General features: G+C 66.7%; 27 protein-coding genes. 9 read left to right on the plus strand and 18 right to left on the minus strand.

From position 1 onward, the window contains the following. Positions 1–253: 253 nt before the first annotated feature. Genes traB through AC068B_RS05810 form a run of 7 tightly spaced genes read right to left on the minus strand, consistent with a single transcriptional unit; the run spans position 254 to position 5,483 of the window. Positions 254–2,281 (minus strand): plasmid transfer protein TraB, encoded by a 2,028-nt coding sequence (gene traB / locus AC068B_RS05780; protein ID WP_478669298.1) that lies wholly within the window; start codon positions 2,279–2,281, stop codon positions 254–256. Between the two features lie 12 nt (positions 2,282–2,293). Continuing rightward, positions 2,294–2,833, minus strand: a complete 540-nt coding sequence (gene traA, locus AC068B_RS05785) for a plasmid transfer protein TraA (RefSeq protein WP_478669300.1) — start codon at positions 2,831–2,833, stop codon at positions 2,294–2,296. Positions 2,834–2,850: 17 nt separating this feature from the next. Continuing rightward, positions 2,851–3,363 (minus strand): hypothetical protein, encoded by a 513-nt coding sequence (locus tag AC068B_RS05790; protein ID WP_478669302.1) that lies wholly within the window; start codon positions 3,361–3,363, stop codon positions 2,851–2,853. A 29-nt stretch (positions 3,364–3,392) separates the two neighbouring features. Next, positions 3,393–3,779: an RRQRL motif-containing zinc-binding protein gene (locus AC068B_RS05795; protein ID WP_478669304.1), complete on the minus strand. Its 387-nt coding sequence runs from the start codon at positions 3,777–3,779 to the stop codon at positions 3,393–3,395. Then, the gene (locus AC068B_RS05800; RefSeq protein ID WP_478669305.1) at positions 3,779–4,792 is read right to left on the minus strand and encodes a DUF2637 domain-containing protein; all 1,014 of its coding nucleotides are present in this window, start codon (positions 4,790–4,792) and stop codon (positions 3,779–3,781) included. The genes AC068B_RS05795 and AC068B_RS05800 overlap by 1 nt, the downstream gene beginning before the upstream one ends. Then, positions 4,789–5,154 (minus strand): hypothetical protein, encoded by a 366-nt coding sequence (locus AC068B_RS05805; RefSeq protein WP_478669307.1) that lies wholly within the window; start codon positions 5,152–5,154, stop codon positions 4,789–4,791. The genes AC068B_RS05800 and AC068B_RS05805 overlap by 4 nt, the downstream gene beginning before the upstream one ends. After that, complete coding sequence (locus AC068B_RS05810; protein ID WP_478669309.1) at positions 5,151–5,483, minus strand: hypothetical protein; 333 nt, start codon at positions 5,481–5,483, stop codon at positions 5,151–5,153. The genes AC068B_RS05805 and AC068B_RS05810 overlap by 4 nt, the downstream gene beginning before the upstream one ends. A 660-nt stretch (positions 5,484–6,143) precedes the next feature. Between AC068B_RS05810 and AC068B_RS05815 the strand changes: the two genes are divergently transcribed. Next, positions 6,144–6,914, plus strand: coding sequence for an XRE family transcriptional regulator (locus tag AC068B_RS05815; protein WP_478669310.1), 771 nt, complete (start codon positions 6,144–6,146; stop codon positions 6,912–6,914). Then, on the plus strand, positions 6,911–7,384 hold the full coding sequence (locus AC068B_RS05820) for an NUDIX hydrolase (RefSeq protein WP_478669312.1): 474 nt from the start codon (positions 6,911–6,913) through the stop codon (positions 7,382–7,384). Before AC068B_RS05815 ends, AC068B_RS05820 begins: the two co-directional genes overlap by 4 nt. On the opposite strand, the gene AC068B_RS05825 is transcribed toward AC068B_RS05820, so the two are convergent. The 8 genes from AC068B_RS05825 to AC068B_RS05860 all read right to left on the minus strand — a co-directional run bounded on the left by AC068B_RS05825 (position 7,372) and on the right by AC068B_RS05860 (position 15,453). Then, a complete protein-coding gene (locus tag AC068B_RS05825; RefSeq protein ID WP_478669314.1) occupies positions 7,372–7,941 on the minus strand; it encodes an HD domain-containing protein in 570 nt (189 codons plus the stop codon). The genes AC068B_RS05820 and AC068B_RS05825 overlap by 13 nt on opposite strands. A gap of 11 nt (positions 7,942–7,952) precedes the next feature. Next, entirely contained in the window at positions 7,953–8,399 is a 447-nt protein-coding gene (locus tag AC068B_RS05830) for a FadR/GntR family transcriptional regulator (protein WP_478669316.1), read from the minus strand. Between the two features lie 108 nt (positions 8,400–8,507). Next, complete coding sequence (locus tag AC068B_RS05835; RefSeq protein ID WP_478669318.1) at positions 8,508–10,445, minus strand: hypothetical protein; 1,938 nt, start codon at positions 10,443–10,445, stop codon at positions 8,508–8,510. Positions 10,446–10,566: 121 nt separating this feature from the next. Continuing rightward, a complete protein-coding gene (locus AC068B_RS05840) occupies positions 10,567–10,758 on the minus strand; it encodes a hypothetical protein (protein ID WP_478669319.1) in 192 nt (63 codons plus the stop codon). Positions 10,759–11,232: 474 nt separating this feature from the next. Continuing rightward, entirely contained in the window at positions 11,233–12,420 is a 1,188-nt protein-coding gene (locus AC068B_RS05845) for an HNH endonuclease (RefSeq protein WP_478669320.1), read from the minus strand. A 1,505-nt stretch (positions 12,421–13,925) separates the two neighbouring features. After that, the gene (locus AC068B_RS05850; protein WP_478669322.1) at positions 13,926–14,258 is read right to left on the minus strand and encodes a hypothetical protein; all 333 of its coding nucleotides are present in this window, start codon (positions 14,256–14,258) and stop codon (positions 13,926–13,928) included. Between the two features lie 344 nt (positions 14,259–14,602). Beyond that, positions 14,603–14,926 (minus strand): hypothetical protein, encoded by a 324-nt coding sequence (locus tag AC068B_RS05855; protein WP_478669323.1) that lies wholly within the window; start codon positions 14,924–14,926, stop codon positions 14,603–14,605. After that, positions 14,926–15,453: a bifunctional DNA primase/polymerase gene (locus AC068B_RS05860; RefSeq protein ID WP_478669324.1), complete on the minus strand. Its 528-nt coding sequence runs from the start codon at positions 15,451–15,453 to the stop codon at positions 14,926–14,928. Before AC068B_RS05860 ends, AC068B_RS05855 begins: the two co-directional genes overlap by 1 nt. A 289-nt stretch (positions 15,454–15,742) precedes the next feature. On the opposite strand from AC068B_RS05860, the gene AC068B_RS05865 reads away from it, so the two are divergent. Then, a complete protein-coding gene (locus AC068B_RS05865; protein ID WP_478669326.1) occupies positions 15,743–17,131 on the plus strand; it encodes a hypothetical protein in 1,389 nt (462 codons plus the stop codon). Between the two features lie 15 nt (positions 17,132–17,146). Here the strand turns inward: AC068B_RS05865 and AC068B_RS05870 are convergent, their stop codons facing one another. Continuing rightward, a complete protein-coding gene (locus AC068B_RS05870; RefSeq protein ID WP_478669327.1) occupies positions 17,147–18,076 on the minus strand; it encodes a phosphotransferase enzyme family protein in 930 nt (309 codons plus the stop codon). A gap of 902 nt (positions 18,077–18,978) precedes the next feature. Between AC068B_RS05870 and AC068B_RS05875 the strand changes: the two genes are divergently transcribed. From AC068B_RS05875 to AC068B_RS05885, 3 genes are read left to right on the plus strand one after another with little or no spacing between them, the layout of a single operon-like run. Then, positions 18,979–19,455, plus strand: a complete 477-nt coding sequence (locus tag AC068B_RS05875; protein WP_478669329.1) for a hypothetical protein — start codon at positions 18,979–18,981, stop codon at positions 19,453–19,455. Positions 19,456–19,507: 52 nt separating this feature from the next. Beyond that, the gene (locus AC068B_RS05880; protein WP_478669330.1) at positions 19,508–19,771 is read left to right on the plus strand and encodes a CopG family transcriptional regulator; all 264 of its coding nucleotides are present in this window, start codon (positions 19,508–19,510) and stop codon (positions 19,769–19,771) included. Beyond that, complete coding sequence (locus AC068B_RS05885) at positions 19,768–20,184, plus strand: type II toxin-antitoxin system VapC family toxin (protein WP_478669331.1); 417 nt, start codon at positions 19,768–19,770, stop codon at positions 20,182–20,184. Before AC068B_RS05880 ends, AC068B_RS05885 begins: the two co-directional genes overlap by 4 nt. A 21-nt stretch (positions 20,185–20,205) precedes the next feature. Here AC068B_RS05885 and AC068B_RS05890 read toward each other — a convergent pair whose 3' ends face one another. Then, complete coding sequence (locus AC068B_RS05890) at positions 20,206–20,682, minus strand: NUDIX hydrolase (RefSeq protein ID WP_478669333.1); 477 nt, start codon at positions 20,680–20,682, stop codon at positions 20,206–20,208. Between the two features lie 206 nt (positions 20,683–20,888). Between AC068B_RS05890 and AC068B_RS05895 the strand changes: the two genes are divergently transcribed. The 3 genes from AC068B_RS05895 (at position 20,889) to AC068B_RS05905 (ending at position 23,710) form a co-directional block, all read left to right on the plus strand. Further along, positions 20,889–21,530 carry a DUF4232 domain-containing protein gene (locus tag AC068B_RS05895; RefSeq protein WP_478669335.1) on the plus strand — a complete coding sequence of 214 codons (642 nt, stop codon included), beginning with the start codon at positions 20,889–20,891 and terminating at the stop codon, positions 21,528–21,530. Between the two features lie 131 nt (positions 21,531–21,661). Next, positions 21,662–22,672: a helix-turn-helix domain-containing protein gene (locus AC068B_RS05900; RefSeq protein ID WP_478669336.1), complete on the plus strand. Its 1,011-nt coding sequence runs from the start codon at positions 21,662–21,664 to the stop codon at positions 22,670–22,672. 381 nt (positions 22,673–23,053) lie between these two features. Next, complete coding sequence (locus AC068B_RS05905) at positions 23,054–23,710, plus strand: YceI family protein (protein ID WP_478669338.1); 657 nt, start codon at positions 23,054–23,056, stop codon at positions 23,708–23,710. Positions 23,711–23,732: 22 nt separating this feature from the next. On the opposite strand, the gene tatA is transcribed toward AC068B_RS05905, so the two are convergent. Further along, positions 23,733–23,915, minus strand: coding sequence for a Sec-independent protein translocase subunit TatA (gene tatA, locus AC068B_RS05910; protein ID WP_478669339.1), 183 nt, complete (start codon positions 23,913–23,915; stop codon positions 23,733–23,735). Positions 23,916–23,924: the final 9 nt, after the last annotated feature.

Here is a 23,924-nt window from a genome sequence, read left to right on the forward strand (position 1 = left end):
GGGGTCCCGGGGGGGGGGGGGGGGTTTCTGCCCACCACCCCGGGTGGGCCGGGGGGGTGGTGGGGTTTGTTTCTGGGCCCCCCCGGGGGCGGGGGGGGGCCCCGCGCGGGCGGGGGCGGGGCCCCACGGGGTGCAACGTGTCAGGCTCGGGTGTCAGGGACTGTCAGAGGGGGCTGTCAGGGAGCGTGACACCCGCGCCTACCTAAGGGTTCGGGTGTCAGGCGGCCGTGACGGTGTCAGGCGGTGTCAGGTGTCAGGCGGCCGTCAGGGTCGGCTCGGAGGTGGGGACGATGCGCCACCGGCCGGTGGTGTCCGTCGGCTCCAACCGGCCCTCCAACGCGGCCTCTTTGAGGCGCTCGGAGACCCAGGGACGCGACAGGTTGTTGCGGTCGCACCAGTCGATGAAGTCCTTCGGGCCCACGATCATGCGGCCGGCCGCCTCGAACTCGGCGAGCGCCGCGGCGAACAGCCGCCGCGCCTCCTGCGGCTTCGGCTTATGACCGCGGTCCGCGCCGAAGATGGGGTGTTCGTCGCCCGGTTCGGGCTCGGGGAGCTCTTCCTCGGGATCCATGTCCTCGTCCTCGGGGTCCACGCCGGAGCGCAGTTCCTCGTCGTCCATGTCGTCCTCCTCCAAGGGGTCGATCGGGGCGTCGGGGCGGCTGCGGTCGGTGTAGGCGCGGCCGGCGACACCCGCCGCCGCGCCGGAGGTCACCGCATCCAGCGGCATCCGGCAGTCCGCGAACTCCCGCGCGATCCATTCCAGGGTCACGGGGTCGTTGCGGAAGGTGCGGGCCGGATTGGCGTACAGCTCTTCCTCGATCGCGGCGGCGACGAGGTAGCAGTAGCCGGGCTTGCGGTTCTTCCACGCCCCGGGGTTGGCGCCCGCATCGAGCACTTCGGCAGGCAGGGCGAAGCCGGCGTCCTTCTCGTCCACGCCGAAACACAGCGAGGACGGCAGGGAGGCGCGGGTGTCGGTGCTGATCTGGTAGCCGCTGGCCCGCTGCATCGAGACCGTCAGAAAGACGCCAGCGGAGCGGGCCTCTTGCGCGATGGTGGTGAACACGTCGTCGTCCAGGCGCGCGAGGGTGTTGGCGGCCTCCTCGAACCAGGCGAGAAGGTAGGCCATGCCCTCGCAGCCGCATGCGGTGCCGTCCGTGCGGCAGGAGTGCGCCGGGTCCTTTTGGATTTCGGCGGCCTCGGGGCACCACGAGCGGTAGCTGTGCGCCCCCAGCCACTCGGTGCGGGCGGGGATGGCGGCCTTGACCGCCTCGATCATGATTTCGGTGTCCTGCGGGGTGGTGGCCACCCAGTCGCAGGCTGGGAAGACCTCTCCGAGGTCTTGGCCCTTCTTGACGTGGTCGGACAGCCACACCGCCACATCCCGTCGGGTCAGCACCTCGGCCAGGATGTCGAGGGCGCCCTCGGTCTTGCCCGCGCCGGTCACGCCCATGATGAGCAGGTGGATGGCCTGCGGCAGCGTGAGCAGCAACAGCGACCCGTCGTCGTACAGGCCGATGACCAGCGGCTCGGCAATCGAGCCGCCCGGCTTGGACGGGCCGGGATACCAGGTGACCTGCTTGAGCATGTCCTCGGGCACGACGACCAGTTCGCCGCGGCTGTGGGAGTCCGGGTTGGGCCGGTAGCGCACCGCATTGGGCGGCACGTCCAACGCGCCGGCGAGCTTGGGCAGCGCCTTGGCCACGTCCTCGTTGGTCGCCTCCCCGGCGGGCAGCGAGTACGGGACGGTGACCCGGTTCGCCTCCACCTTGCCCGCGGCCAGCTTCGTGCGGGCCAACCCCACCTTCTCCAGCAGGCCGGCATCGGAGCCGTCGCCGGATCCGTCGGCGTTGTGGCGCATGAACATGCGGATGTTCCACGACAGGGCGGCCGCGGGACCGCCCATGAGGTAGAGGTCATCCAGCGGACCCGCGGTCGGCCCGGCCAGACAGGCCGCGGTCAGCCACGCGGACGCCATGCCCGTCGTGATCGCAGAGTGCAAGCGCCGCTGCTTGCTGGTGGTCTTCCCGATCGCGTAGGCGCCGGCGGACAGCGCCACGGAGGACAGGGTCAGGCCGACGCCGGCGGCGGTGCTGTCGGCCCACCGCAGGTGCCCCAGCACCCCGGCCAGGCCGATACCGCCCACCCCCAGCCACGGGGGGACGTGCGGCTTGGCCCGGTGCACCAGGTAGGAGCCCATGCCACCGCCGTCCGCGGTGCCGCGTTGGGCTTCGAGCAGTTGAAGGAGCGCCTGTTGTTCGTCGCTCTCGCTGCGCCGCATCATGGTCAACCCTCCTTACTGCTGGGCCCAGTTCATGACCGGCTGCTTCGGCCGGCGGGCACGGTGACGGACGCGGTTGATCTCTTCCTCGTACTGCTGCTGGAAGACCGCGTAGCAGGCGGCGGCATTCTTGGCCGCGGACTTCAGATCGTCGGCGGCCTTGTTCATCTTGCGGGCCACCTTCGCCGCCCGGATGCGGGAGCCGAACGCCTTGCCCTCGGGGTCGGGCACCGCGGCGAGCACGCCCTTGAGGATCTCGGCGCCCATGGCTACCTCGATGGACAGCGTTACCGCCGCCGCGCGCAGGGTGTTGCAGTAGTTGCGCACCAGCGCCGGAGAGGTGAACTCGGGGGCCGGCAGGAGCGAGTCCGAGCGGCTCCCGCCGTGGCGGGCCGCCCCCTTGTTGTTATTCACGGTGATGTTGACCGGCGGGACGAAGCTGCCGCCCATCGCGCCGACGAAGCCGCCGGCCGCGGCGCCGGCGTTGGCGAACTTGCCCGTCTTGGGGTCGCTGGTCGGCCGCCCGGAGCGCTGGCCGTTGGTGGTGCGTGCCATCGAAGGATCTCCTCAGGTCAGTGCGAACGGCGGACGATGAACCACACGGTCTGCGCGGCAATCAGGGTGAACAGCCAGACCAGCTCCAACGGGCCCGCCAGCGGGCCGAAGGCCGCGGCCAGCGCGACCCAGGCCGCCGCGACGGTGCCGAGCGCGGCCAGGCCAGCGCGCCAGGCCCACACCACGCCGTCCGCGGCCGGACGGCGCCGCTGGGTGATCAGCAGCCACACCAGCGGGCCCACCGCCAGCGGCGCCAGGACCAGACCCGACCACCACACCAGGGCGTGCAGGAGCGCGGTGGCCGGCAGGATCACCAGGGCGATCCCGAGCGGGGCGAGCGGGCGCCGGTGCGCCCACACGGCACGGAGCAGGGAGCCCAGTAACTCGCTGGTCAGGGAGCGCTGTTCGGGCAGGACGACGATGAACGGCTGGTTCGAGCGGCGCCGGCCACGCTGGCGCGGGATACGGATCGTGGTGGCCCCGGCAGGCACCTTCGCGGCGCGCGCCCGGGCACGGGTACGACTGGACACGGAAACTCCAAGGTCGAAGTCGAAGAGGATCAGGCGGCGCGCTGCCGGTCGGCATCCGCGCACAGAAGGCACATGCCGAGCGAGGTGGGCAGGCAGTAGCTGTAGACCACCCGGCAGACGGGGCAGGTACGGCGAGCCAGCATGGCCAGCGCGAGCGCACCCCACTTGCGCGACGTCATCGGCCGCACCTGCGCGGCACGATCGACGCGATACAGGTAGGCGACCTTGGCCCCGCTCTTGCGGCCGCGGTGGCGCAGCATCACCTGCCCGGCGACCGGCTGACCACCGGGCCGCAGACCGCGCTCCCGCAACTGCCGGCGGGTGGCCAGACCGGCGGGGGCGTAGCGCCAGGGGTAGGTCGGGATGCCGTAGCGGGCGCCGGTGGGGTCGTAGCACTTGCTGACCGCGGCACTCATCAGCGGCCCGCTATGGCCAGCGCCGCACCGCCACAACCGGCGGCGGGATCGCGGTGTTCGGCGAAGCGAGCCGAGACCCAGCCCACCGACCAGCCGCACAGCTCCGCAGCCTCCCGCACCTTCATCTCCGCATCGAACGCAGCACGCACGATCCGGCGAGCCTCATCCTCGGGCAGCTTGCCCGGGGCGGGACCGCGCTCCCACAGCGCCCCACGCTCACGGGCCAGGCGCTCGGAGTGTTCACGCTGTTCACGAGCGGCCGCCTCAGCGCGCTCACGCCGCGCCGCAGCCGCCCGTTCTTGGTCCACGCGTTCACGGGTCAAGCGCTCGTGTTCACGCTGTTCACGCTCGCGTTCAACGCGTTCACGGTCGGCCCGCTCCCGGGCCTCAGCCCGCTCGCGCGCCTCCCGCTCGTCCCGCACCCGCCGCTCTTCCCGCTCGGCTTGCTCGCGGGCCAAGGCGGCCTCGTGCTCGCGCTGTTCACGCACCAGCGCCGCGGCGTGCTCGCGTTCCTCCCGAGCGTCCTGACGGGCCTGCTCTGCCCGCTCCCGAGCCCTCTGTTCGGCCCGCTCGCGCTCTTCCCGCTGCGTGGCGTCCACAGCGGCCATGGCCGCGGCGAGCGCGCGCCGGTAGGCGAGACTGGTCTCCGCTGTGACGATCAAAAGGAGCGGTGCCACCGCGTGGACCGCCACCCCGACCAGGTCCTTCTTCAGAGCGGAGTCGGCGGTGTTCAGGGCGAGCGTCATCAGGCCGGTCATCCAGCGCAGCACGAACGGCCACCGGCCACCGTGCCCACCCAACCGGGCCAGCACGTCATCGAGCTTCACCACGATGACGACCGCGGCATCCACCACCAACGGCAGAATCGGCGCCGTCCAATCCCACTCCTTGGCCGTGTGCGCCGCCATCAACGGCGTCACGGTCAGGATGGAAAACAGCATCGCCCCGCACACGATCAACCACGTGCCGCCCGACAGGGCACGCTCCGCTGAACGGATCTGAACACCGTTCATGCCGCACCCCCGAGCGGCCCCGGCGGCCTGCCGTCGTCCCCGCCTCCGGACCGCGTGGCCTCCAACGAGGTGCCGTACGCGGTCAGCCGCACGGTGGCCCCCGCGCAGTCGGTGGATGCCTGCAGCACCCACGTCTCGCCGTCGCCCTGCGTGTGGAAGTCCACGTCGCCGTGCCCGATGCCCAGCGCGATACGCCAGGGCTCAAAGGCCCCCAAGTCGTCGTGCAGGGACAACTCCAACCGCTCCGGATAGATCGGCGTGAGGTGAACCGTCGGCGCCGGCAGGTCGGGGAAGTCAAGGGCAAGCAGACGCAGGGCACGCAAGGGGGCGGCCAGAGACTGCGTCGTCCGGACCGCCCTCATGCCGCCACCGCCATCCGCGACGCGCCACAGAGGCCCGCCCGGTGAGCCGACGTCTTGCGCGTCCGCCGGGCCCGCGGGGCACGCTGGGGCAGGTCGCTCGCCCTCAGCAGCGCACGGGCGTAGGCCGCCGCCACCGGGTCGACCTGGCGCAGGTCCGAGAGCACGTCGCGCGCCACGGCCAGTCGCGCCGCCCGGTCCTCCTCGGATTCCGTGGCGGTGCCGGTGAACAGCTCCGTGTCGAACCCCGCCGCATACTCAGCCAAGCCCAACGCCAGTTCAGCGAACTCCTTCGCCGTAACGGCGGTATGACCAGCAACGATGCACTTCATGGGTCGTGTCTCCTTAACCGTTGGAACGGCCCAAACAGCGCCCTCGGAGTAGCCGCTCCGGGGGCGCCCGCCGTTGGGGAATGACCTCTCGCCAAACTGCACGAGCGGACACGGCCACCCGGCACGGGACGCCGTAACGACGCTGGTGTCGGGCACCGTGAGCACTGGTGCTCGGCGCGAACCGATACGGCCCGCGGAAGGTTCTGCGTAGTCAGATCAAGTAGTGCCGGTCGCCGCTCTGGGGAGCACAACCGGGCAGGCCACCCGGCCCGACATGGTCGGTCGGGATGGTGACCCGCACCCATCGACCGCACCTGTTCATGCGGCTGGGTCGGCACTCTGTTGAGTTCTCAAACAACGCAGTCGCTTCCTTCGAGGCAATCCGCCTACTACGGACCTCTCCGGGCGTTCGTGCAGGTCAAGCAGTCGTGCATCCATATCCCGTTCAATGCGAGACATGTATTACATGCCTCTCACCGTGACGGATCAGTTCCGCATCGTCAACCTTCGGATTGCTTGATGCCGGAACTGCCGCCCTCGATCAGCGACATGACCAGCTTCGCAACGAAGCGCCGGACGTTGGACTCCGTGCATGTACGACTTGCATCCGACTCGCTAGGGTCGGAGTCGTCCCAGAACGTCCCAGACGGGGGAGGTCGTATGGCGAACGAGAGGCTCCGTGGGGCGATCGTGGAGAGTGGCCTCAAGTTGGAGCAGGTGGCAGCACGTATCGGGGTATCCCCCAAGACCGTGGACCGCTGGATCTCCGAGCCAAATCGCAAGCCCTACAGGCGATTTCAATACGCGGTCGCCTCGATGCTCCAGCGCGAAGTCTCATTCCTCTGGCCGGACGAGCGGACCTCTGAGGAGGTCACCGCCTCCAGCGACTCGGAGGTGATGAAGCTCTACCCTCACCGCTCCGTTGTTCCCCCAGACACGTGGACGAAGCTGTACGCCGACGCGACAACGCACTTCGACGTGCTGGTCTACTCGGGATTTTGGCTGACCGAGGACGCACGGTTCCACCGGCTCGTACGAGAGAAGTCTGCCGCCGGCGTGCCCGTGCGGTTCATGCTCGGCGACCCCGATAGCGCGGCCGTCGCCGTCCGCGGCGGGGATGAGGGCATCGGAGCAGCCATGGCAGGCAAAATCCGCAACGCCCTCATGAACTACGCGCCGCTCTTCCGGCTTCCGAACGTGGAGTTCAGGCTCCACGACACAACTCTCTACAACTCCATCTACCGGGCGGACAACCAGCTGTTAGCAAATGGGCACGTCTACGGCGTGGGCGCCTACATGGCGCCCGTGCTCCACCTCCAGCGCATCCCCGGCGGCGAACTCTTCGACACGTATACAGAGAGCGTGGAACGCGTGTGGGAGGCCGCCCGACGGATCACTTCGCCAACCGACTACGAGGGCGCCACAGCATGAGTCGCACCGACCACTTCCGTGACCCGAATGCCCCCGCAGCAAACTCGGTCGTGCCGTCCGTCACTGCGGTGGTCCGCAACGCGCAGGGAAACATTCTGCTCATCCACAAGACCGACAACGGGCTGTGGGCACTTCCCGGTGGTGGCCACGACGTCGGGGAGAGCGTGGAGCAGACAGTCGTACGCGAGGTGGACGAAGAGACCGGAATTGCTGTCGTCGTGGAGGACATCGTGGGTCTCTACACAGACCCACAGCACGTCATCGCCTACGACGATGGTGAAGTCCGACAGCAGTTCTCAATCTGCTTTCACGCTCGCCCTGTTGGCGGACGTCTCCGCACCAGCTCCGAATCCAAAGAGGTTCGCTGGGTCTCCCCCGCGGACCTCGACACGTTGGACATTCACCCGTCCATGCGACTCCGGATCAGCCACGGTCTCGACGACTCACGGACCACGCCCTACATCGGCTGATTCGACTGCTCCGCGGACGAAAGACGCCCCTCCACGCGATGCACTGCCGCGTGGATCTCGGGGGCGGCACGCTGGATGAAGCGACCCACAATCGTGTCTGGCCCGTAGCGCCCTACGATCTCGGCAACCCGAGCATCGGACGTCGTGTGCCCACCGTCCGGCGTGGTCGTCATGTCGCAGAAGATCAGCGCGTCCACCAGAGCGGGGCGCTCCAGCTCGAATTCGCCTTCTAGCTCTTCTCGGAGCCCTCGCTCCTCCGCCTCCAGCAGGGCGCATGAGTGATGCGCCACGAGGCAGACGACTCGCTCATCCATGCCTTCCTGGTCACGGAGGAAACGGGCACCATCGAGCGGGTGGAAGCCGGTTGCGGCGATCCGCGGCGAGTAGCCGATGTCGTGGAGGACTGCCGCGGACTCCATCAGGGCTGCGTCGTCACCCAGGATCGACTGTAGGGAACGCGCCCGCTCCGCAACTCCGAGGGAGTGTGACCAGCGCCGCGGCAGCGGTTCGGACAGAAGCGATTCGGCGAGGCCGTAGGCACGCTCAGTGAGATCCATGGGGACCAAGGCTACGAGCCCCCCGGTCCTGCCGGGAGAGCACGAACCTGCCGTCGACGGTTCGATCCCATCTCGATGAGACCCCGCCCTTCCAGCAATGCGAGAGCGGAACGCAGTGCCGTACGGGACACTCCGAACTCGTCGCACAACTCCTTCTCGGAGGGGAAGGGATCACCCACTCCGACACCCTCGCACCGGAGGAGGTCCGTCACCTTCTCCACGAGCGGTCGGCGGTCGCCAGTCCCCGTGACGAACCAGCCTGCCCCCTGAACGGACTCAATGACTCCGTCGCTCTTAAGCGTCTTTAGTGCGCGGCCGATCGTGGAGCGGCTCACACCGAATTTGCGCATCAGCTCCGCTTCAGAAGGGAGCACATCGCTGATCTTGCCCTTCTCGATCTGCTGTCGCAGAGACTCCGAGACCTGCAAGTACGTCCCTCGCGGACTGGCCTGCGGCACGTGGCCTTCCCTCCATCAGCTTCAGACTCGCTCCCCATAGTTGCATGTCAGCTTCAACGCCTACTTGTCGCGCACGCACGCAGGTGGCGCCCCGGCCTCTCCTGCTACCTACGTCGACTTGCGCTCGATGCCATCGTCTCGCGCCAGCAGCCCGCGGGTAAGCCTCGCGATGAGTCGTAGAGCCAGTCTCGCTCGCCAGCCTCTGATGCGGCTCAACGAAGTAGGGAAACGCAGTGAGTTCCGCACGGCATCGGCCTCAACCGCCTGTTGACTTGTCTCGCTCGGCGCTACCAGAGCAACGACTCCGAGTGCCCGAATTACGAGAGCCGCTGTAGGTGCATCAGCATCTTGGACAAAACCATGCGCACCCAAGTTCCTTAGATTCCTTCCACGTGGAAGCAGCAACGCGTGCAGAAATGATGACCAATCAGGATCAAATCCATGCTTCTCTAGCTGGGGCAGCATGAATCCGAGACCGGGAAACCCGCCCGGCGCTCTACCCTCCTCCACCCTATAAATAGGCTCGTCAAGCAGAAGACAAAGGGACCGGGCTGCTGCCTCGACTCTCGGCATGGCAACTTGCACGCACGCAAGGTACTCTTCCCGCCAGAAAAGACTCAAACTCAAAGCCAACGACATACAGAGGCCAGAGTCCGAACCGTACATTTCCGTGAACCAACCATGCAGAGTATTGACCTCAGGAGCTCCATGGCGCATCTTCATGCGGTGCAGTGCCGCGGCGAGCATCTCACCATGGAATCCCATAGCCATCGCTTCAACGTTCCCCACCTGCTGCTCCAGTTTCTCATGATCAGCAGAATAGGATTGTTGCGGCAATCCATGTGCCCCGTACCGCATGGAGCCGAAGATACCAAGAAGGGACCCTTCAATCATCTTCCTAGCAGTTTCCTCGTTACTATTACGCGAACCGCTAGGCGCAGGAGTATTGAAGTACCTAGCGAGAGACTCAATCAGATAAGGCCTGTCGAAGACGCGCAAGTATGACTCGATGTCACTCGACCGAATTCCAGCTTCGGACGAGATTGTCACCCAGTTGAAAGACTCCTGATCGACCGACTGAATCCTCCTAACTGCTTCATCGTGTCGATCATCAAGGTGATACTGGCGCGCAAACTTTGCCGCCTGATCCAATTTATGCATTTTTACGAGTGCATCACTTGTTCCGTCTGCTTCCGCCAGCATGTTGTCGACAGTCTGCTTGAGGGCTCGGTCCACTAGGGCAGTGTCACGGAGGCAGTTCCGGGCAATCTCTGCCAACTGAAGGGACAAATAGTCAGCCTGATACCTCTCGAAGGCATCAAACAAGAGCTGCACCGGCTTCGACGCATCGTCACGCGCCGCGTCAGCACCTGGGGCAGGTGAAAGCGGCTCCCTCAACAGGCACGGAAGCAAAGGAATTACCGCACCGGGAACAAATTCGGCAGAGTTGAGGACATTGTCAGCGAATTCCTCCATGGCGGAATCTACTGTCGGCTCCAGGTCGTGCGCACGAATCGAGCGCATTAGCGTCCACGCCCTTACCAGCATCTCGCCCTTATGAAGGACGTTAAACCCTCCCTCCTTGGCAATTACGTAGCCCTTGACCGCCTCACGGGCATACAGATGGACCTTTCCATGGCGCACAGTGAAAAGAATGTCTGCCAGCAAGGCAGACAATTCCGGATGCCGCGACTGCAGCAGGAGGCTCGCCCAGAGTTCCTTCGTTGCAGAATCGACTTGCTTCAGCGGGCGCGGCCAATAGGTCTGCCCAGAGGCATCCGAGTCCCTAGGTTCAATCTGACTTCCCGCTTTACCCGCATCCCCTCGATCCAACTCAATTCTGTAGTAAAACGTCGACGCTACTTCTCGCACCTCCGCCTCAAGTCGCCGATCACTTACCCCTCTAGATCTATCGAAAATTCGGGAAGCAATGTCACTGTAGCTATCGGCGCCCGCGTAAGCTTCCTCGATCCACTCCATATAGGCAGGAATACGCTGTTCATCATAGACGAATGAGATAGCCTCGGACGCTTCACCGTCAGTCATGCGGCATTCACATCCCATCAAACAGTGATCCGCGAGAGTGCGAATCGCTCAGCAATTCAATACACCGCGTTCAAGAGGGGCGCACACCAACTTAGAGCATGGGGCGGGCGACACGCCCTAGTCAGGCGCAAGCGTCCCGCATCAAGAGAAAGTCCCGGCGAGCAGTGATGTCAGCGATCCCGACAAGCCGCCGCTTGCCACCGTCGAGAGGGACGCGCACGATCTGCTCGCCATCGGCGATACGCCGCCACAGCAGGCGCGGCACCGTGCGGTGGTGGCGCATCAACTTCTGCTCACCGGAAGAATCGCTCATGGTCAGACGATACGGGCGCCTCCTGGGATCGTCATGACCTTTTCCCCATGGCCAGGCACTTGCCTGTTGCAGGTGGCTCCATGGTCACCGAGTCAGCCGAAGTGCTGACGGAGTATCGCTGCAAGAGGACGGTGGAACGCCACCTTCCGGTGAATACGCGGTGAAGTAGAAGGGGCCGCCTCTACCAACGGGCACTCCGTCGCAGCTCGGAGTCCCACAATCCGTTAAGCAGATCAGTCTCTTCTAAGGACATGGCCACAGTTTCGATCCTGCTGGGGTGCCTCCCCCGGCCCACGCGAGGAGAGCGACGCGCCTGCTCGGCGCAGCAGCCTGCTGCGGGCCCTTCTCGCCTTGGCCGCCGGCGCAGTACGGCTACTCCCTATAGCTCAACGGCACTGACACTCACACCCTTCGGTAACCGACGTTGCCCACGAGCGGTCTCCTAACGGAGAACCGCCGCTCGGCACAGCTGGGCTACCGCGCGTTCTGCTCACCTTCGCGGCCTGTGCAGCGCAGCCACTCGTTGTAGCGCCACCTGAGGGCATCCGGATGCGGGAGACGCTCTAGTTCCAGCTTGGGGTGCAGGATGCCGAGGTCATGCAAGGTGGGACCGTCGGGACGTGCCTCTGCGGTCAGGGTGTCGGGATTGATGGCGAAGAGGTGCGCGTCGAATGCTCGGTGGAGTGCTGCGTTCATGGGCAGGCCGTTGCGAGCATCGGAGGTTCCGCCGTCTGCGTCGCCGCGGAGATGGGCAGCTTCCACCATCTGCGGTACCGCGATGCCGGAGAGAGGGCAGCGGGGGCCGTACCTCTGGAACACTTCGAGCTTGAAACGTGCCTGGTCCGGTCGGGCGACGACGGTTCCGCTTCGCCGGCGCCGCCGGTTTCCTTCGAGTTGAAACGGCTGCTCTTCCGAGCGGTCGTGATCGATGACCTGTACGGGCGGCGTCTCACCGAACTTGACCAGGAACAGGCTGCTTTCGTCCTCCCAGCCTTCCACCCACGCAAGCCGTACGCCCCGGCGCTCCGCGTGCTCGGTAATCACAAAGACGGGCAAGCGCAGTGAGGCGGCCACCTTCGTCGCGTCTACCTCACCTCGGTCACGCCCCGGCCGTCGTGTTACGGGGTAGTGGTAGAGCACCCCGTACTCGTCGAGATCGTCAGGGTAGTGCTGTCCCGTGTGCTTCAGCCCGATCGTGACCCCGTGCGGGTGGACTCGCTTTGTGCGGGTCTTGTCGGTCCAAATGCCGCGGAAGTTGCCGTACGCACCCACCGAACGGACGGCGTCCGCCGATACGAGTCCAGCGCTGTCTCGCCGAGCGAGCAGGTTCTGCCACACAGCCAGACGCCATTCCAGCTCAGCGTCCGGGGTGTCCGAGTGGCTGTCTAGTACTGCGAACCCCAGCGCACGAAGCACCGGGTTCGCCCCTGACTCGCCGCCGGAAAACTCGTCCCTCGATAGAGCTCCGTGACTCGGGTGCTGGTAGCCGTAAGCGACGCCGGCGATCGCCTTGGCGTCGTAGAGCCGGCCACTGTGGCTGACGTAGTACTGAGTCGATGGTCCGAACTCATGCAGGCTTCGGAAGGCCTGCCCTCCCATGCGGTCGTATTCAGCCATGGCCGCTTCTACGGCTGTGCCACTGCTTAGGTCCTGGATTCTCACGGCCCACCCCTAGGCGATCGTCTGATGGCAAGAGCCTAAGCAGAGGCGCTGACAGCGACTGTCGCTGGTGTCCCACCAACGTCGTACCTGTCAGCGGCACCGTCGCTTCGTGGCCTCAACGCAACAGGTTGGACCAAGCTTGCGTCAGTGCATGGCAGGTAGTCGACGAAGCACGAGTGCGTCCTGCTGCGACACACCTCCGACACACCTCGCTTGCTCTCTCGGCCCTTTGAGGCTGCCACACAGGTCAGAGTGCCTGAGCTTCCTCATCGGCGCGTTCTCTCCGGAGCCGTGTGCGCAGGTTCGAATCCTGCCGGGGGCACCTTGTATTGGGTGCCCAAGACCCCGTCACCAGCGGAAACGCTGAGGCCGGGGTCTTCGCGTATGCACGGGCAGATGCCGTCGGAACCAACCGATCGCCAGTGATCGCGTCGCAATAGCGTGATGATCTTTGATAGCGCCCCCCGGACATTGCCCCCATCAGTGCCTCCCTCGCCACCCGAAAGGCCCCATGGGCTCCGAAGGTCAGCTGCCGTCAGCTGGATCAGCCCAGTCGTCCGACACTTGAGGCGACCTCCAACCGTCGGCGCCCGGGCGGTCAAGAACCGGCGGCTCCTCATGGCCAGGTATTGGAGTCCCGTCGACGACAGTCTCCAACGAGAACTGCACGTACCTCAGGTAACCGCGAATGTCCCTCACGACTCCTGCACCGCGTTCAAGGCCCTTGCCTCGCCACCCAACGTCGTAAGACAACTTCACAAGCGTCCTATACCGAGCCCGAATTTCGGTCTCACCGATCAAAGGAAGATCGGTCATCATTCCTCGACGCAGTCCCTGGAGTGCAGCACGGCACTGATCCCGAGCATGCTCGCTCAGTCGTGGCGTCTCCTTCGACACATCAGGCAGGGATGGCAGCCAGTCATAGAGGGTGGCTAGCGTCTCCAACAATTGGCTCGCCGCGGCGGACGCTCGCTCCTGTTGCCGCTCCGCACGTGCCAAGTGAGTAGCAGCAGCTTGTTGAGCAGCAGCAAGAGCCGCTTGCGCAGCGATCGTCCTAGTTGTCTGCCATCGAGCCACCAGAACCGTGATGGCGCCACCAACCAGGGTGCCAACCAGTGCGCTTACGGCTTGACTTACAAGATCGCCCCAACTATCCACGGGCATATCGTCAAGGTCACGGTCCACACTTCGCAAGAAGTCGTAAGCCGTCCGTTGCTCTCACTACACCCCAAGCGCATAGGGCGGAAGCACTGACGACATGGAAGGCCGGGGCTTCCGCCCATCGATGTCGGTCTATGCGCAGCCGCACAGAAGAAACGCTGACACACCGGCCCACTGAGCACCCGCCTCTGGAGGACCAATTGGGAGGGAGCCAAACACTGCGAGAGGGCTCTGGGCGTCACGGACGGTATCGACGAACAACCCACAGGCCAGCACAGCAGTCGGGCAGGCAAGGGATGCTGGTGACCGCGTTCGGGAAGAAGCGGTCGTAGAGGAGAGCAGTGTCAGGGCCGGAAGCGGACGAACCCGTGGGACCGGTCCAGGTGGAACGGTGAGCCGGGACGCGTCGGGTGCCAGCCCCGGGCGAGGGCCGATGTGATGGCGGCGCTGACATCGCTGGGCAGCACCGCAGCACTCGGCGCTCCGAGCCAGTTGCTGGCATGCGGCTGATTCGTGGCGACGACGAGGGTGGTGCCAGGGGTGTCCGCGTGCTGCACCGCGTACGTGCACGGATTGTCGCAAAGAGCCTGGCCGTAAGTCGGCCGACGGCGCAGACACCAGCGGTAAGTCGTGCCGCCGACGACGATGCGTCGCGAACCTTTGCGGCCGATTGCCATGGCGCACCCTCCTCCCCTGAACTGGCCGCGATGCTAGCTGGTCAGCCCATGGGGGCCGGACTTCGGGCCGCGCCTGGACCGTCCGAAGCCGCTCGACACCGGCCGACAACGACCAATAGGGCTGCCAGACGACTCCGCTTGGGATCCTGCTCTGATCAGCTTCGCCAGCAGCTCTGCAGCCTCGGGGCGCACGGTCCCGAGCTGCACCAGTACGTCGCCGACGACGTTCACGTCCGCCGTCGGGTCGACAAAGTCGGAGTCCAGCCCCAGCAGGACGAGTTGATCGGCTGACGCGTCGGCGCCGCGCCGGGCGCGGTTCCACTCCACGTCGGTCAGTCACGGCGTCAGGACCTTCCTTTGCGTTCTTCGGCGGTCGGCAACGACGGTGGAGCCTCCGCGGCGGGGGTTGGGCCGAGGCCGTCGGCCAGCGCCAAGCGCCAGAGCTCAGCGACGCGCTCCGCCGTGCCGGGTGATACCCGGCCCAGCTCGACCAGGCCGTGCCCGAAGGCATTCAACTCCGCCCGCAGGTATGGGAAGTTCTTGCCCAGGCCCGCGCTCACGAGAGCATCGCGCAGCGCTGTCGTCGCGTTTCGGGCCGCGTACCAGCCGCCGCTGTCGAGAGGGGACCACTCAGCAGCGTCGGATCCGTCGGGCGGATCGATCGGCATCAGTGGTCCATCTCGTTGTGGGGAGCAGTGACCGCCGCGTACGGAGTCGGGTACAGCTCGTCGAAGCGGTCGATCCTGGCCAGGAGTTCGGCGGCCGCCACCAGGGCGGTCGCCTTCGCAACCGGGCGCAGCGGGTTGGCCTCCGGCCGACGCCTCGGTGCGCGGAGCCACTGGTAGCGGTCCTCTGCCAACGGGATGGGACCGGGTACGACCACCGCGGAGCCTTGGTCGAGGTACCGGTAAGGAGGCGGAGAAGCCGTTTCGCGGTCGAGGCAACATGTGAAGGCCTCTCGGCTTCCGGAGCTGAGGAAGAACCCGATTCTCTGTGCCTTGCGGTCGACGACCGTCGGTCCGAACGGCATCGCGCTGCGCAGGAGGCGGTCGAACATCTCCATACCGAGGCGCTGTTCCACGCTCACCACGTCGAACAGGCGACCGACCGGCAGGAGGGTCGGTGTTCGCGGGTCATCCGCCCAGACCTGTCGGCACTCGGCTGCGTTGTCCGCTGCCGCGGTCAGCCACTCCATGCCTCGCTTTGTCATCCGCTGCACGTCATCCCACCCTCAACCGGAGTCGCGTGCGGCCCAGGGCCGCCGTCAATCCAGACTCACGGCTCAACGCCGGGTCTGGGCAGATGACGAGGGGTGACGGGGGATGACGCGTCCACGAGGGTCGCGTCATCCCCCGTCGTCTGCCTATGCGCGAAACGATCTCCAATTACTGTCTGCGAGCGACAGTCACCACGCGTACATTCGATGAGACAGGTCGAGGTGCCCCACCAGCGCATGCGCACGGGAACGAAGGGTTCATGTCTCCATGAAGCCGACCAGTGTCCGCTTACGTGAGGCTCGCGTCAGTCGTGGTTGGAGTCAGCCGCGACTGGTCAGGGAGTTGCGCCAGGCAGCCGCCCGGCGTGGGCATCAGCTTCTTCCGTCGGACAGCAGCGTCAAGCGCCGACTCGCCAGTTGGGAGAACGGGCACAGCGTCCCTGACGAGTTCTACGGCCCGCTGCTCTGCGATTCGTACGCCGTGAATGCCGGAGAGCTCGGGCTGAATCACAGCGAGCCCAAAGACGCGGCCGTACTCGACGCGGCGTACCCCGCCAGCCCTGACGACGCCATCCAGACGGTCGGGCAGTTGTGGCGTGCGGATCTCAATCAGTACGACCCTCTGCTCACCTCGGAGCCGTCCGAGCCCGCGTGGAGCGAGGCGTCCCTCCGGTGGTTGGTAGCGCCGGAGCCCGGCACTCCTCGCCCGCGGGACGACGGAGTTCGGGTCGGGCTCGGCGACGTAGCGGCGGTCAAGACCACAGCGGATGTGTTCGCCCGACTCGACGACCAGTTCGGCGGGGATCACGCGCGTCATTCGGTCATCCAGTACCTCAACAACGACGTGGCACCGCTGCTGCGAGGCCGATACACCGAGCAAGTGGGGCGGGCGCTCTTCTCCACCGTCGCGGAAGCCACGCTCCTCGCCGGTTGGATGTCGTACGACTCATGCCGCCACGGGCTGGCGCAGCGGTACTTTCTCCAGGCACTCCGGCTCGCCCAGGATGCCAACGACCGTCGGCTCGCGGGCAGCATCCTGAGCGCGATGAGCCACCAGGCGACGTTCCTGGGGCGGCACACCCAGGCGGCCACCCTTGCCCGTGCAGCTCTCATGGGCATTTCCCCGGTTGCTACGCCGACGCTTCGGGCCCAGTTCCACGCCATAGAGGCCCGCGCCCTTGCCCGTGCAGGTGATGTCGTCGGATGCGAGGCCGCGCTGAGCGCAGCGTCCAAGGCCCTCGAAGGCCGGAACAGCGAGGACGAGCCGGAGTGGATCAGCTACTTCGACGACATCGAGCTTGCCGCCGAAGCCGCCCACTGCTTCCGTGACGTCAACAGCGCCCGCCAGGCGGTGACTCATGCGGAGAACGCCATGAGCGGCAGCCACGTACGAAGCGACTTCTTCGTGACCATGGTGCTCGCCGACGCGCACCTGCGCGCGGGTGAGGTCGAAGAGGCGTGTCGCGTTGCTCTGGATGCACTCGATCTCGGCGAGCAGCTCAAGTCCGCGAGGTGCGTCAACTATCTCGCTGAGTTCCGCCGAGACCTGAGTGAGAGAGGACCGAGCACGGCGGCACGTGACCTCGCCGAGGAGGCGCAGGATCACAGGCTGTGGATCGCTGCCGGGACGTTCGGCCGAAGAACCGTCAGCGGCTGATCTATCGGCCGGATCTCAGAAGGCACCCCAAGAGTCTCGCCCCTCGCCCGTACGCAGGGATGTCATGCGACGCGCGAACTCCGCGGCGGAGCGATCGCTCGTACCGGCCTGATGCCCCACCCACACGACCATCATCAGCTCCCTCAAGTCGGCCAGGGGCTCGTACCCGGGCCAATTCATGAGGTCGAAGCCGTAACGGTGAACGAACTCGTCGTACTCGGCCTTGCCGTGCCAGCCATAGCGGTCGTAGTAGATCGCGGTCAGGATCAGGTCCCACTCGCGCGGGGCAAGGGTCAGCCCATCGAGGTCGATGAGGACGGCGTGACCGTCGCGGTGGCGCAGGACGTTTCCGATGTTGGCGTCACCGTGGATCAGGCCGAAGGGGAGGACGAAGTCCAGACGGTCGTACTCCTTGGTGAGCCTGGACGCCCGCTCATCCAGGAAGGACCGGTCCTCCTCCAAGACAGCGGTCAGGCTCTCCAGGGAAGACGACAGCTTGGCCAGGGGGTCGAAATACGGGAGGCCCAGCGATCCAGGCTCTTCGAGCCGGTGGAGTCGGCGGAGCAGGTCGGCCAGCTCTCCGACCGTCGCGTACTCCTCCTGCTCCTGGACGCTCTCCCAAAAGGTCACCACTCGACCGCCTGCGAGGGTGGGTTGGGCGATGTCGGCCCGAACGCGCGTTGCGGGGAAGTCGGCCTCCTCCAGCCAACGGGCCACCGTCACCGCCCGTTCCATCTCGGCCAGGACAGACGGGTCACGAGCGATGCGCACGATGATCGGCGCGGAGGCGAGCCGGTAGACGGCGTTCGAGCCGAGTCGGAGCAACTCCGCTCCTGTGGAGTCCAGGCCAGCCGCTTGGCACGCCTCGCGGAGTACGACCGCCACGCCCTCCGCCGTGAACTCCCCGTCGCTGTCTCCCGCTTCCTCGCCGCTACCCGAGATCATGCTCCGACGATAGGGCGCTGTCCTGGCCCCGGACAGGGCACCCAGTTGGTAGGGACGTGATGGCCTTGGTCAAGACCACGTCCTGATCTGCGGGCGGGTCAGCCGTACTCGCTCAGCAGGCCCTCGCTGCGGCGGGTCGCCGAATCGGTAAATTGGCCCCTCCGAAGGGTAGTTGGGGCCAGACTGCCCAGGTGCTCGCAACCTTGAAGTCCGTTCTGGGTGGGCTCTGCCTCCTCGGCCTCTTCGCGCTTTGCTGGTTATCCATTGTCGGAGCCAATACAGCCGGTTCAGGCCCGGTAAGCCAATGGATCTTGCGCAGACTCGAATCGTTCGACGCTCGGCATCTGGCGTGGGCGCGGGGGCAAGCAGGTCGGCATTTGAGCAACACCTGTTGAGACCTGTCTTCTTTTGGGCTCGTTGAACTGGGTAGCGAAAAACCCCTCCGCCAGGCGGTCGAGAAGTGGTACGCGGCTTCCCCGTTCGCGGCTGTGGCTGCCGTTCTCAAATTGATGATCTTGACGTGGGCTCTGCTCACTGTCGGCCCGTTCGTTGACGCCCTGAGAGGGGCTTGGGGGCGGGCAGGGAGCTACAGGTATGTGCCGAGCGCCGGAGTGGCAGTAGTCATCGTGCTCATGCTGGTGCTGCTCCTGATGCTCCTACGGGTGCTCCGCGCGGCGGCGCCGGTCTTCCGCAGAGTGCAGGACCCCGGGTCCATTCCACCGGACCCCCATGCAGGACTGTCCCCCAGGTTCGAAATCCTCTTGAGTCTCGTTGCGGGGCGTTATGCGGAGGCTTCTATATACAGACCCGCAGTGGTCCTCACTTCTCGGGCCGGACGCGTCGGCCTCGCGCGTGCCAGACGTAGAGCGTGGGCAACCAGTGCCCCTTTGCACTCCCCCCGAGTGGATATCTCCGATGCGGAACGGGTGATCTGGTCCGCTTGGCGGTTTCGGCATGGCCACGTGCGGCGCGTACACCGACGGCAGCTCAAAGAGCATGCGGCAGAAGTAATCGGTGCACTGAGGGCTGCCGAGGCGCGGCAGGACATTGACGCCGACACTGCCGAGGCCTTTGAAGACCTGGCCAAGATGCTGCTGAAGATTGCCGAGCGATACGCAGAGGGACGCACCGGCGCCTTGCTGGATCCCGAAGATCTGGCCGATTCCACCAAAGCAGTGAACCGTGAGTGGATGCGTCTGGCCGGGCTGGGCATCACGGTGGTCGGAACGGCCGCGGGGGCGTCACTGCTCGGATTGCCCGACCCGGCAACGAGCGTGCTCGTCGGAGTAGTTGCCCTGGTCGCGGTGGGTCTTCTCTACGGGGCGAGGTTCCTGTCCACGGACCTTGTCGACATCGCCAGGGGTCAGAGCCGCAGATGATCGCCACGTCCAAGCCCTCAGAGGCGGGAGGATGACAGGTAGGATTGGTGGCATGAGTGAGCCTACCGGCAAGTACTCGATCACCATGCCGCGCGACATCGCCGAAGCCGCCAAGGCCCGCGGTGGGCCGTCCGGGCTGTCTGCCTACGTGGCCGCGGCCGTGGCCCGGCAGATCGAGCGGGACAACCTGAACGAGCTCATCCAGGTCGCCGAGGCGGAGCACGGTCCCGTCACGGACGAGGAGATCCAGTCCCTCCGCGACCAGCTCCAACAGGCTCGCCACGAGCAGGCGCAAGGCGGAGCGAGCGCCGCGTGACCCGCTCCCCCGCCGCCCCTGGCGGCACCCTGGTCCTTGACAGCGAAGGGCTGGCCAAGGCCGTCCTGCGCGACCGGACCGTGACCGGCTGGCTCGCTCTCGCCCGCGCCGATGATCTGCGCGTGGTCACCTCCGCGGCCACGCTCGTGGAAGTGGTCCACCCCCGGATCAACCGCCCGGCCCTGGAATGGACGCTCTCGCGAATCATCGTGGAGCCGATCACCGAGCCGATTGCCCGGCACGCCGCCGCGCTCCTCACCGACGCGAATCTCCACGGCCACAAGTACGCCATCGACGCCATGCTCGGCGCCACAGCGCTGGCCGCGCCCGGACCCGTCACGGTCCTGACGTCCGATCCCGATGACCTCACCGCGCTCTGCCGCGGCGGACGTGTGACGGTCGTCAAAGTCTGACTGCCGCCCCGGCGGGGCGTCTTACGCGCCGTCGCGGTCGCGCCACGGGCCGTCCGGTGCCAACGTGTCCAGTACCTCCAGCAACTGCGGTGGCTCGACCGGGTCCTGGAGCGAGGGCAGGTCCGACCACTCGATCCAGGTGTGCGTGTCCAGGCTCGATTCCTCGTCCGGGAGCAAGCCCGTGCGGCTCAGGGGTGGTTGGGCGATGGGGAAGCGGGCCACGAAGAAGTGTTCCGTCCCGGTGTATCGCTTGCCGTTCCACTGCACGTCCCGGTCGACGAGCACCGATCCGTCGAGGACCGCTGACGGGTCCAGGCCGGTTTCCTCGAACAGTTCGCGTCGTGCCGCCTGCAGTGGCGTCTCGCCGGGTTCGATGCCGCCGCCCGGTGGCTCCCAGAGCCATGTTCCGTCGGACGGGTCCCGCCAGCGCAGGAGAAGCAGACGGTGGGCGGCATCCATGCAGATGACCCGGGCGGCTTGTCGGTTCGTTGTTTCCATCTTCCTGACGCTATGTGGCGGAAGCGCCGCGGCACGGCTGGGGTGCATTGTGTGGGCCTTGTGAGCGGGTGTAACGGACATGCGTTAGAAGGTCGTTGCGTGGAACCTTGTCATGGGCCCAGCAAGTCCTGGCCATCAGTACCGCACCGCACCTGCCGTTGGCCCGCCCCTCGCGGGCGAACGGCGACTACCGCAGGGAACAACCAATGCGCTCCAATACCCTCGCCCTCGCCGCCCTGGCCCTCGCTGCCGGGCTCTCGCTCACCGCCTGCCAGGGGGACGAGGATTCCACCGCGAGTGGGGATGGTTCCGGGGATCGTTCCGGGGGTTCGTCTTCCTCCTCCGGTTCTTCCGCGGGTGAGGGCAGTGAGGACAGTGCGGGCGGCAGCGGCGGCGAGGGCAGCTCGGGGGCGTCCGGGGAGGAAGGGAGCGGGCACGGGCAGATCACCACCGGGCCCTGCAAGACCGCCGCCCTCGAGTTCCGCACCTCCCCCGGCATGGCCGAGGGCAGCCTCGTGGTCGGGCTCAAGAACACGGGCGAGGCCTGTTCGCTCAAGGGGTTCCCCGGTGTCGACCTCAAGGCCGACAGCGGTCCCGGTGCCATCGGCGCCGAGCGCAGCAAGCTCGCGGCCCCTGCCGTCGCCCTCAAGTCCGGTGAGACGACCCGCTTCACCCTCCACTACCCGAGCAACGACTCCGGCGGCTCCGGTCTGGACATCACCAGCCTCGTCATCACCCCGCCCGACGAGACCCACTCCAAGACCCTGCCCGTCTCCCTCAATCTCCCCGTCACCGACAAGAACGTCGCGACCGTCACGGTGGACCCCGTCGGCACCGGAAAGCAGTAACGGAGCCTTCCGCTCGCAGGGAGTCGGCTGCACGCTTGGGGAGTCGGTGACAGGGGGCAATCGGGGGCGGGGGGACGAGCGTACGAGCGAGAGGGCTGAGGATGATCCGAGCGTGCCTGAACAGTGAGGCCGTGCCCCCGGAGGAGCGGTTCGACTGGTGGTTCGGGCTGAAGTCCGCGTCACCGATCGCGACGACGTTGCACAGTGACTTCACCGACGACTTCCCCGTGGCGGTCGACCACGTGGACCTCGGTGCGGCGACGCTGACCACCATGTCGTATCCGTCGGCCGAAGTGCGCCGGACGGCCCGGCACATCCGCAGGGGCGATCCCGGCAGCCTCCAGGTCTCCCTCACCCTGGAGGGGCTCAGCGGCTTCGAACAGGCCGGGCGCAACGTGCGGTTCGGGCCGGGCAACTTCCTTCTGTACGAGTCCTCGTCGCCCTTCGAGGGGTGGATGCGGCGCGGGGACGAAAGCGGCGCCCCGACCCGGAGCATCGTCGCGACGCTGCCCATGCACCTGCTCCCCTTCCCTGCCGACCGCCTCTCCGACGTCGTCTCCCGGCCGCTGTCCGGCCGCGAAGGCTTCGGCTCGCTGCTCGCCCACTTCATGTGCCAAGTCGTCGATGACGCCGGTCAGTTCGGGGACACGACCGCGGCAGCGGACCGGCTCACCCATACCCTCGTCGACCTGGTGGGGCATCTCGCCGCCCAACACCTCGACAACGAGCGCGAGTTACCGCCCGAGAGCCGTACGCGCACCCTGTTGTTGCAGGTGCAGAGCCACATCCGCAGGCGGCTGCGCGACCCCGGGCTCAATCCGGACAGCATCGCCGCCGCCCACCACATCTCCACCCGCTATCTGCACCGGCTCTTCCAGGACCAAGGGCTGACGGTCTCCTCCTGGATCCGGCAGCTGCGCCTGGAGCGCTGCCGCCGGGCGCTGGCCAATCCGGCGCTCGCCACCGTGCCCGTCGGCGCGATCGCGGCCCGCTGGGGCTTCGCGCAGCCCGCCGTCTTCACCCGCGCGTTCCGCGCCGCGTACGGACTCGCACCGAGTGAAGTACGCGCTCGTACGCTGATGAGCAACGGGAGTGCGCTGGCGGTCAACAACAGTGCGCCCTTGGTCAAAGACGCGGATTGAGCGGTCGGGAAGACTCTGGTGCGGCGGCGAGAACGGGGGCCCGCCGCCAGTGTCCGCCACTGCGCCCATGTGAACGGGGGAGGGCGTAGGGGCGCGTACACCTGATGAGGCGGTGTGTCGGTGTGCCGGTGCGTCCGGCTCCGGCACGCCGCCCGGGTGACGGATCTCCTCCTCACTCCCCCAGCTCGCGCTCCCCTTCGACCCGGCGCCGTGACCGTACGTGACCTCCCGCCGTCCGGCCGCGCCTCCACATCATGTCGATCCTGTGCATCTTTGCAGTCAAGGCCATGGAACCCGGACGAGGCCACCCATCTTGCTGGGTGGCCCGAGCGGTCGACGTGATAACACGGAGTGATCATTGTCGAAGGAGGGTACGACCTCGTGGGCATCTTCAGCCGTCGCCAGACCGCCACCATCGAGCCGATACCGGCAGGCGGTCCCGGCGCGCCCGGCGCGCAGGCCTCGACCGGCGGTGTCGAGCTCGACTCCGCGCTGCGTGGTCTGACGGGGCAGTGGACCATCGACCGCCCGCACAGCCGCGTCGGATTCTCCGTGCGGCACGCGATGGTCACGACCGTCCGGGGCGCCTTCGCGGACTACGACAGCACCTTGTACTTCGACGGCGCCCGGCCCGCCGAGTCGCGGGCCGAGATCGTCATCCGGGTCGCCAGCGTCGACACCGGCGTGGAGCAGCGGGACGCGCATCTCGTCGGCACCGACTTCTTCGACGCGCGCCGCTTCCCGGAGATGACGTTCCGCAGCACCTCCACCGTCCACGAGGGCGGGGAGAGCTTCCGCATGACCGGGGACCTGACCATCCGCGACGTCACCCGTCCCGTCGAGCTGCAACTCGACTACCTGGGTTCGGTCGTGGACCCCTTCGGTTTCGAGCGGGTCGGGTTCGACGGCACCACCACCATCGACCGCACCGAGTGGGGGCTGGTCTACAACCAGCGCCTCGCGGCGGGCGGCACCATGGTGAGCGAGAAGGTCCGGCTGCAGTTCGACATCTCCGCGGTGCGGGCCACCGCGTCCTAGCGGTCTTCCTGCTCCCGCTTCGCTAGCGGTCTTCCTGCTCCCGCTTCGCGTCCTCGTCCCTCAGCGCCCTCGTCTCGCTCTTGAGGATGCGCAGGGACTTGCCCACCGAGCGGGCGGCGTCCGGGAGCTTCTTGGAGCCGAACAGCACCACGATCGCCAGCACCACGATCAGTAGGTGCCAGGGCTGCAGGGCGTTGCGGATCATCGTTGGCCC

The organism is Streptomyces sp. NPDC042371 (assembly GCF_056437465.1).

Excerpts from the sequence above, each read along its gene's own strand:
- AC068B_RS05815 (WP_478669310.1), top strand. The coding sequence starts at position 6,144 with ATGGCGAACGAGAGGCTCCGTGGGGCGATCGTGGAGAGTGGCCTCAAG.
- AC068B_RS05860 (WP_478669324.1), bottom strand. The coding sequence starts at position 15,453 with ATGGAGTGGCTGACCGCGGCAGCGGACAACGCAGCCGAGTGCCGACAG.
- AC068B_RS05890 (WP_478669333.1), bottom strand. The coding sequence starts at position 20,682 with ATGGAAACAACGAACCGACAAGCCGCCCGGGTCATCTGCATGGATGCC.
- AC068B_RS05895 (WP_478669335.1), top strand. The coding sequence starts at position 20,889 with ATGCGCTCCAATACCCTCGCCCTCGCCGCCCTGGCCCTCGCTGCCGGG.
- AC068B_RS05880 (WP_478669330.1), top strand. The coding sequence starts at position 19,508 with ATGAGTGAGCCTACCGGCAAGTACTCGATCACCATGCCGCGCGACATC.
- AC068B_RS05850 (WP_478669322.1), bottom strand. The coding sequence starts at position 14,258 with ATGGCAATCGGCCGCAAAGGTTCGCGACGCATCGTCGTCGGCGGCACG.
- AC068B_RS05800 (WP_478669305.1), bottom strand. The coding sequence starts at position 4,792 with ATGAACGGTGTTCAGATCCGTTCAGCGGAGCGTGCCCTGTCGGGCGGC.
- AC068B_RS05870 (WP_478669327.1), bottom strand. The coding sequence starts at position 18,076 with ATGATCTCGGGTAGCGGCGAGGAAGCGGGAGACAGCGACGGGGAGTTC.
- AC068B_RS05795 (WP_478669304.1), bottom strand. The coding sequence starts at position 3,779 with ATGAGTGCCGCGGTCAGCAAGTGCTACGACCCCACCGGCGCCCGCTAC.
- AC068B_RS05805 (WP_478669307.1), bottom strand. The coding sequence starts at position 5,154 with ATGAGGGCGGTCCGGACGACGCAGTCTCTGGCCGCCCCCTTGCGTGCC.
- AC068B_RS05855 (WP_478669323.1), bottom strand. The coding sequence starts at position 14,926 with ATGCCGATCGATCCGCCCGACGGATCCGACGCTGCTGAGTGGTCCCCT.
- AC068B_RS05825 (WP_478669314.1), bottom strand. The coding sequence starts at position 7,941 with ATGGATCTCACTGAGCGTGCCTACGGCCTCGCCGAATCGCTTCTGTCC.
- AC068B_RS05835 (WP_478669318.1), bottom strand. The coding sequence starts at position 10,445 with ATGACTGACGGTGAAGCGTCCGAGGCTATCTCATTCGTCTATGATGAA.
- AC068B_RS05865 (WP_478669326.1), top strand. The coding sequence starts at position 15,743 with ATGAAGCCGACCAGTGTCCGCTTACGTGAGGCTCGCGTCAGTCGTGGT.
- AC068B_RS05810 (WP_478669309.1), bottom strand. The coding sequence starts at position 5,483 with ATGAAGTGCATCGTTGCTGGTCATACCGCCGTTACGGCGAAGGAGTTC.
- AC068B_RS05820 (WP_478669312.1), top strand. The coding sequence starts at position 6,911 with ATGAGTCGCACCGACCACTTCCGTGACCCGAATGCCCCCGCAGCAAAC.
- traA (WP_478669300.1), bottom strand. The coding sequence starts at position 2,833 with ATGGCACGCACCACCAACGGCCAGCGCTCCGGGCGGCCGACCAGCGAC.
- AC068B_RS05840 (WP_478669319.1), bottom strand. The coding sequence starts at position 10,758 with ATGAGCGATTCTTCCGGTGAGCAGAAGTTGATGCGCCACCACCGCACG.
- traB (WP_478669298.1), bottom strand. The coding sequence starts at position 2,281 with ATGATGCGGCGCAGCGAGAGCGACGAACAACAGGCGCTCCTTCAACTG.
- tatA (WP_478669339.1), bottom strand. The coding sequence starts at position 23,915 with ATGATCCGCAACGCCCTGCAGCCCTGGCACCTACTGATCGTGGTGCTG.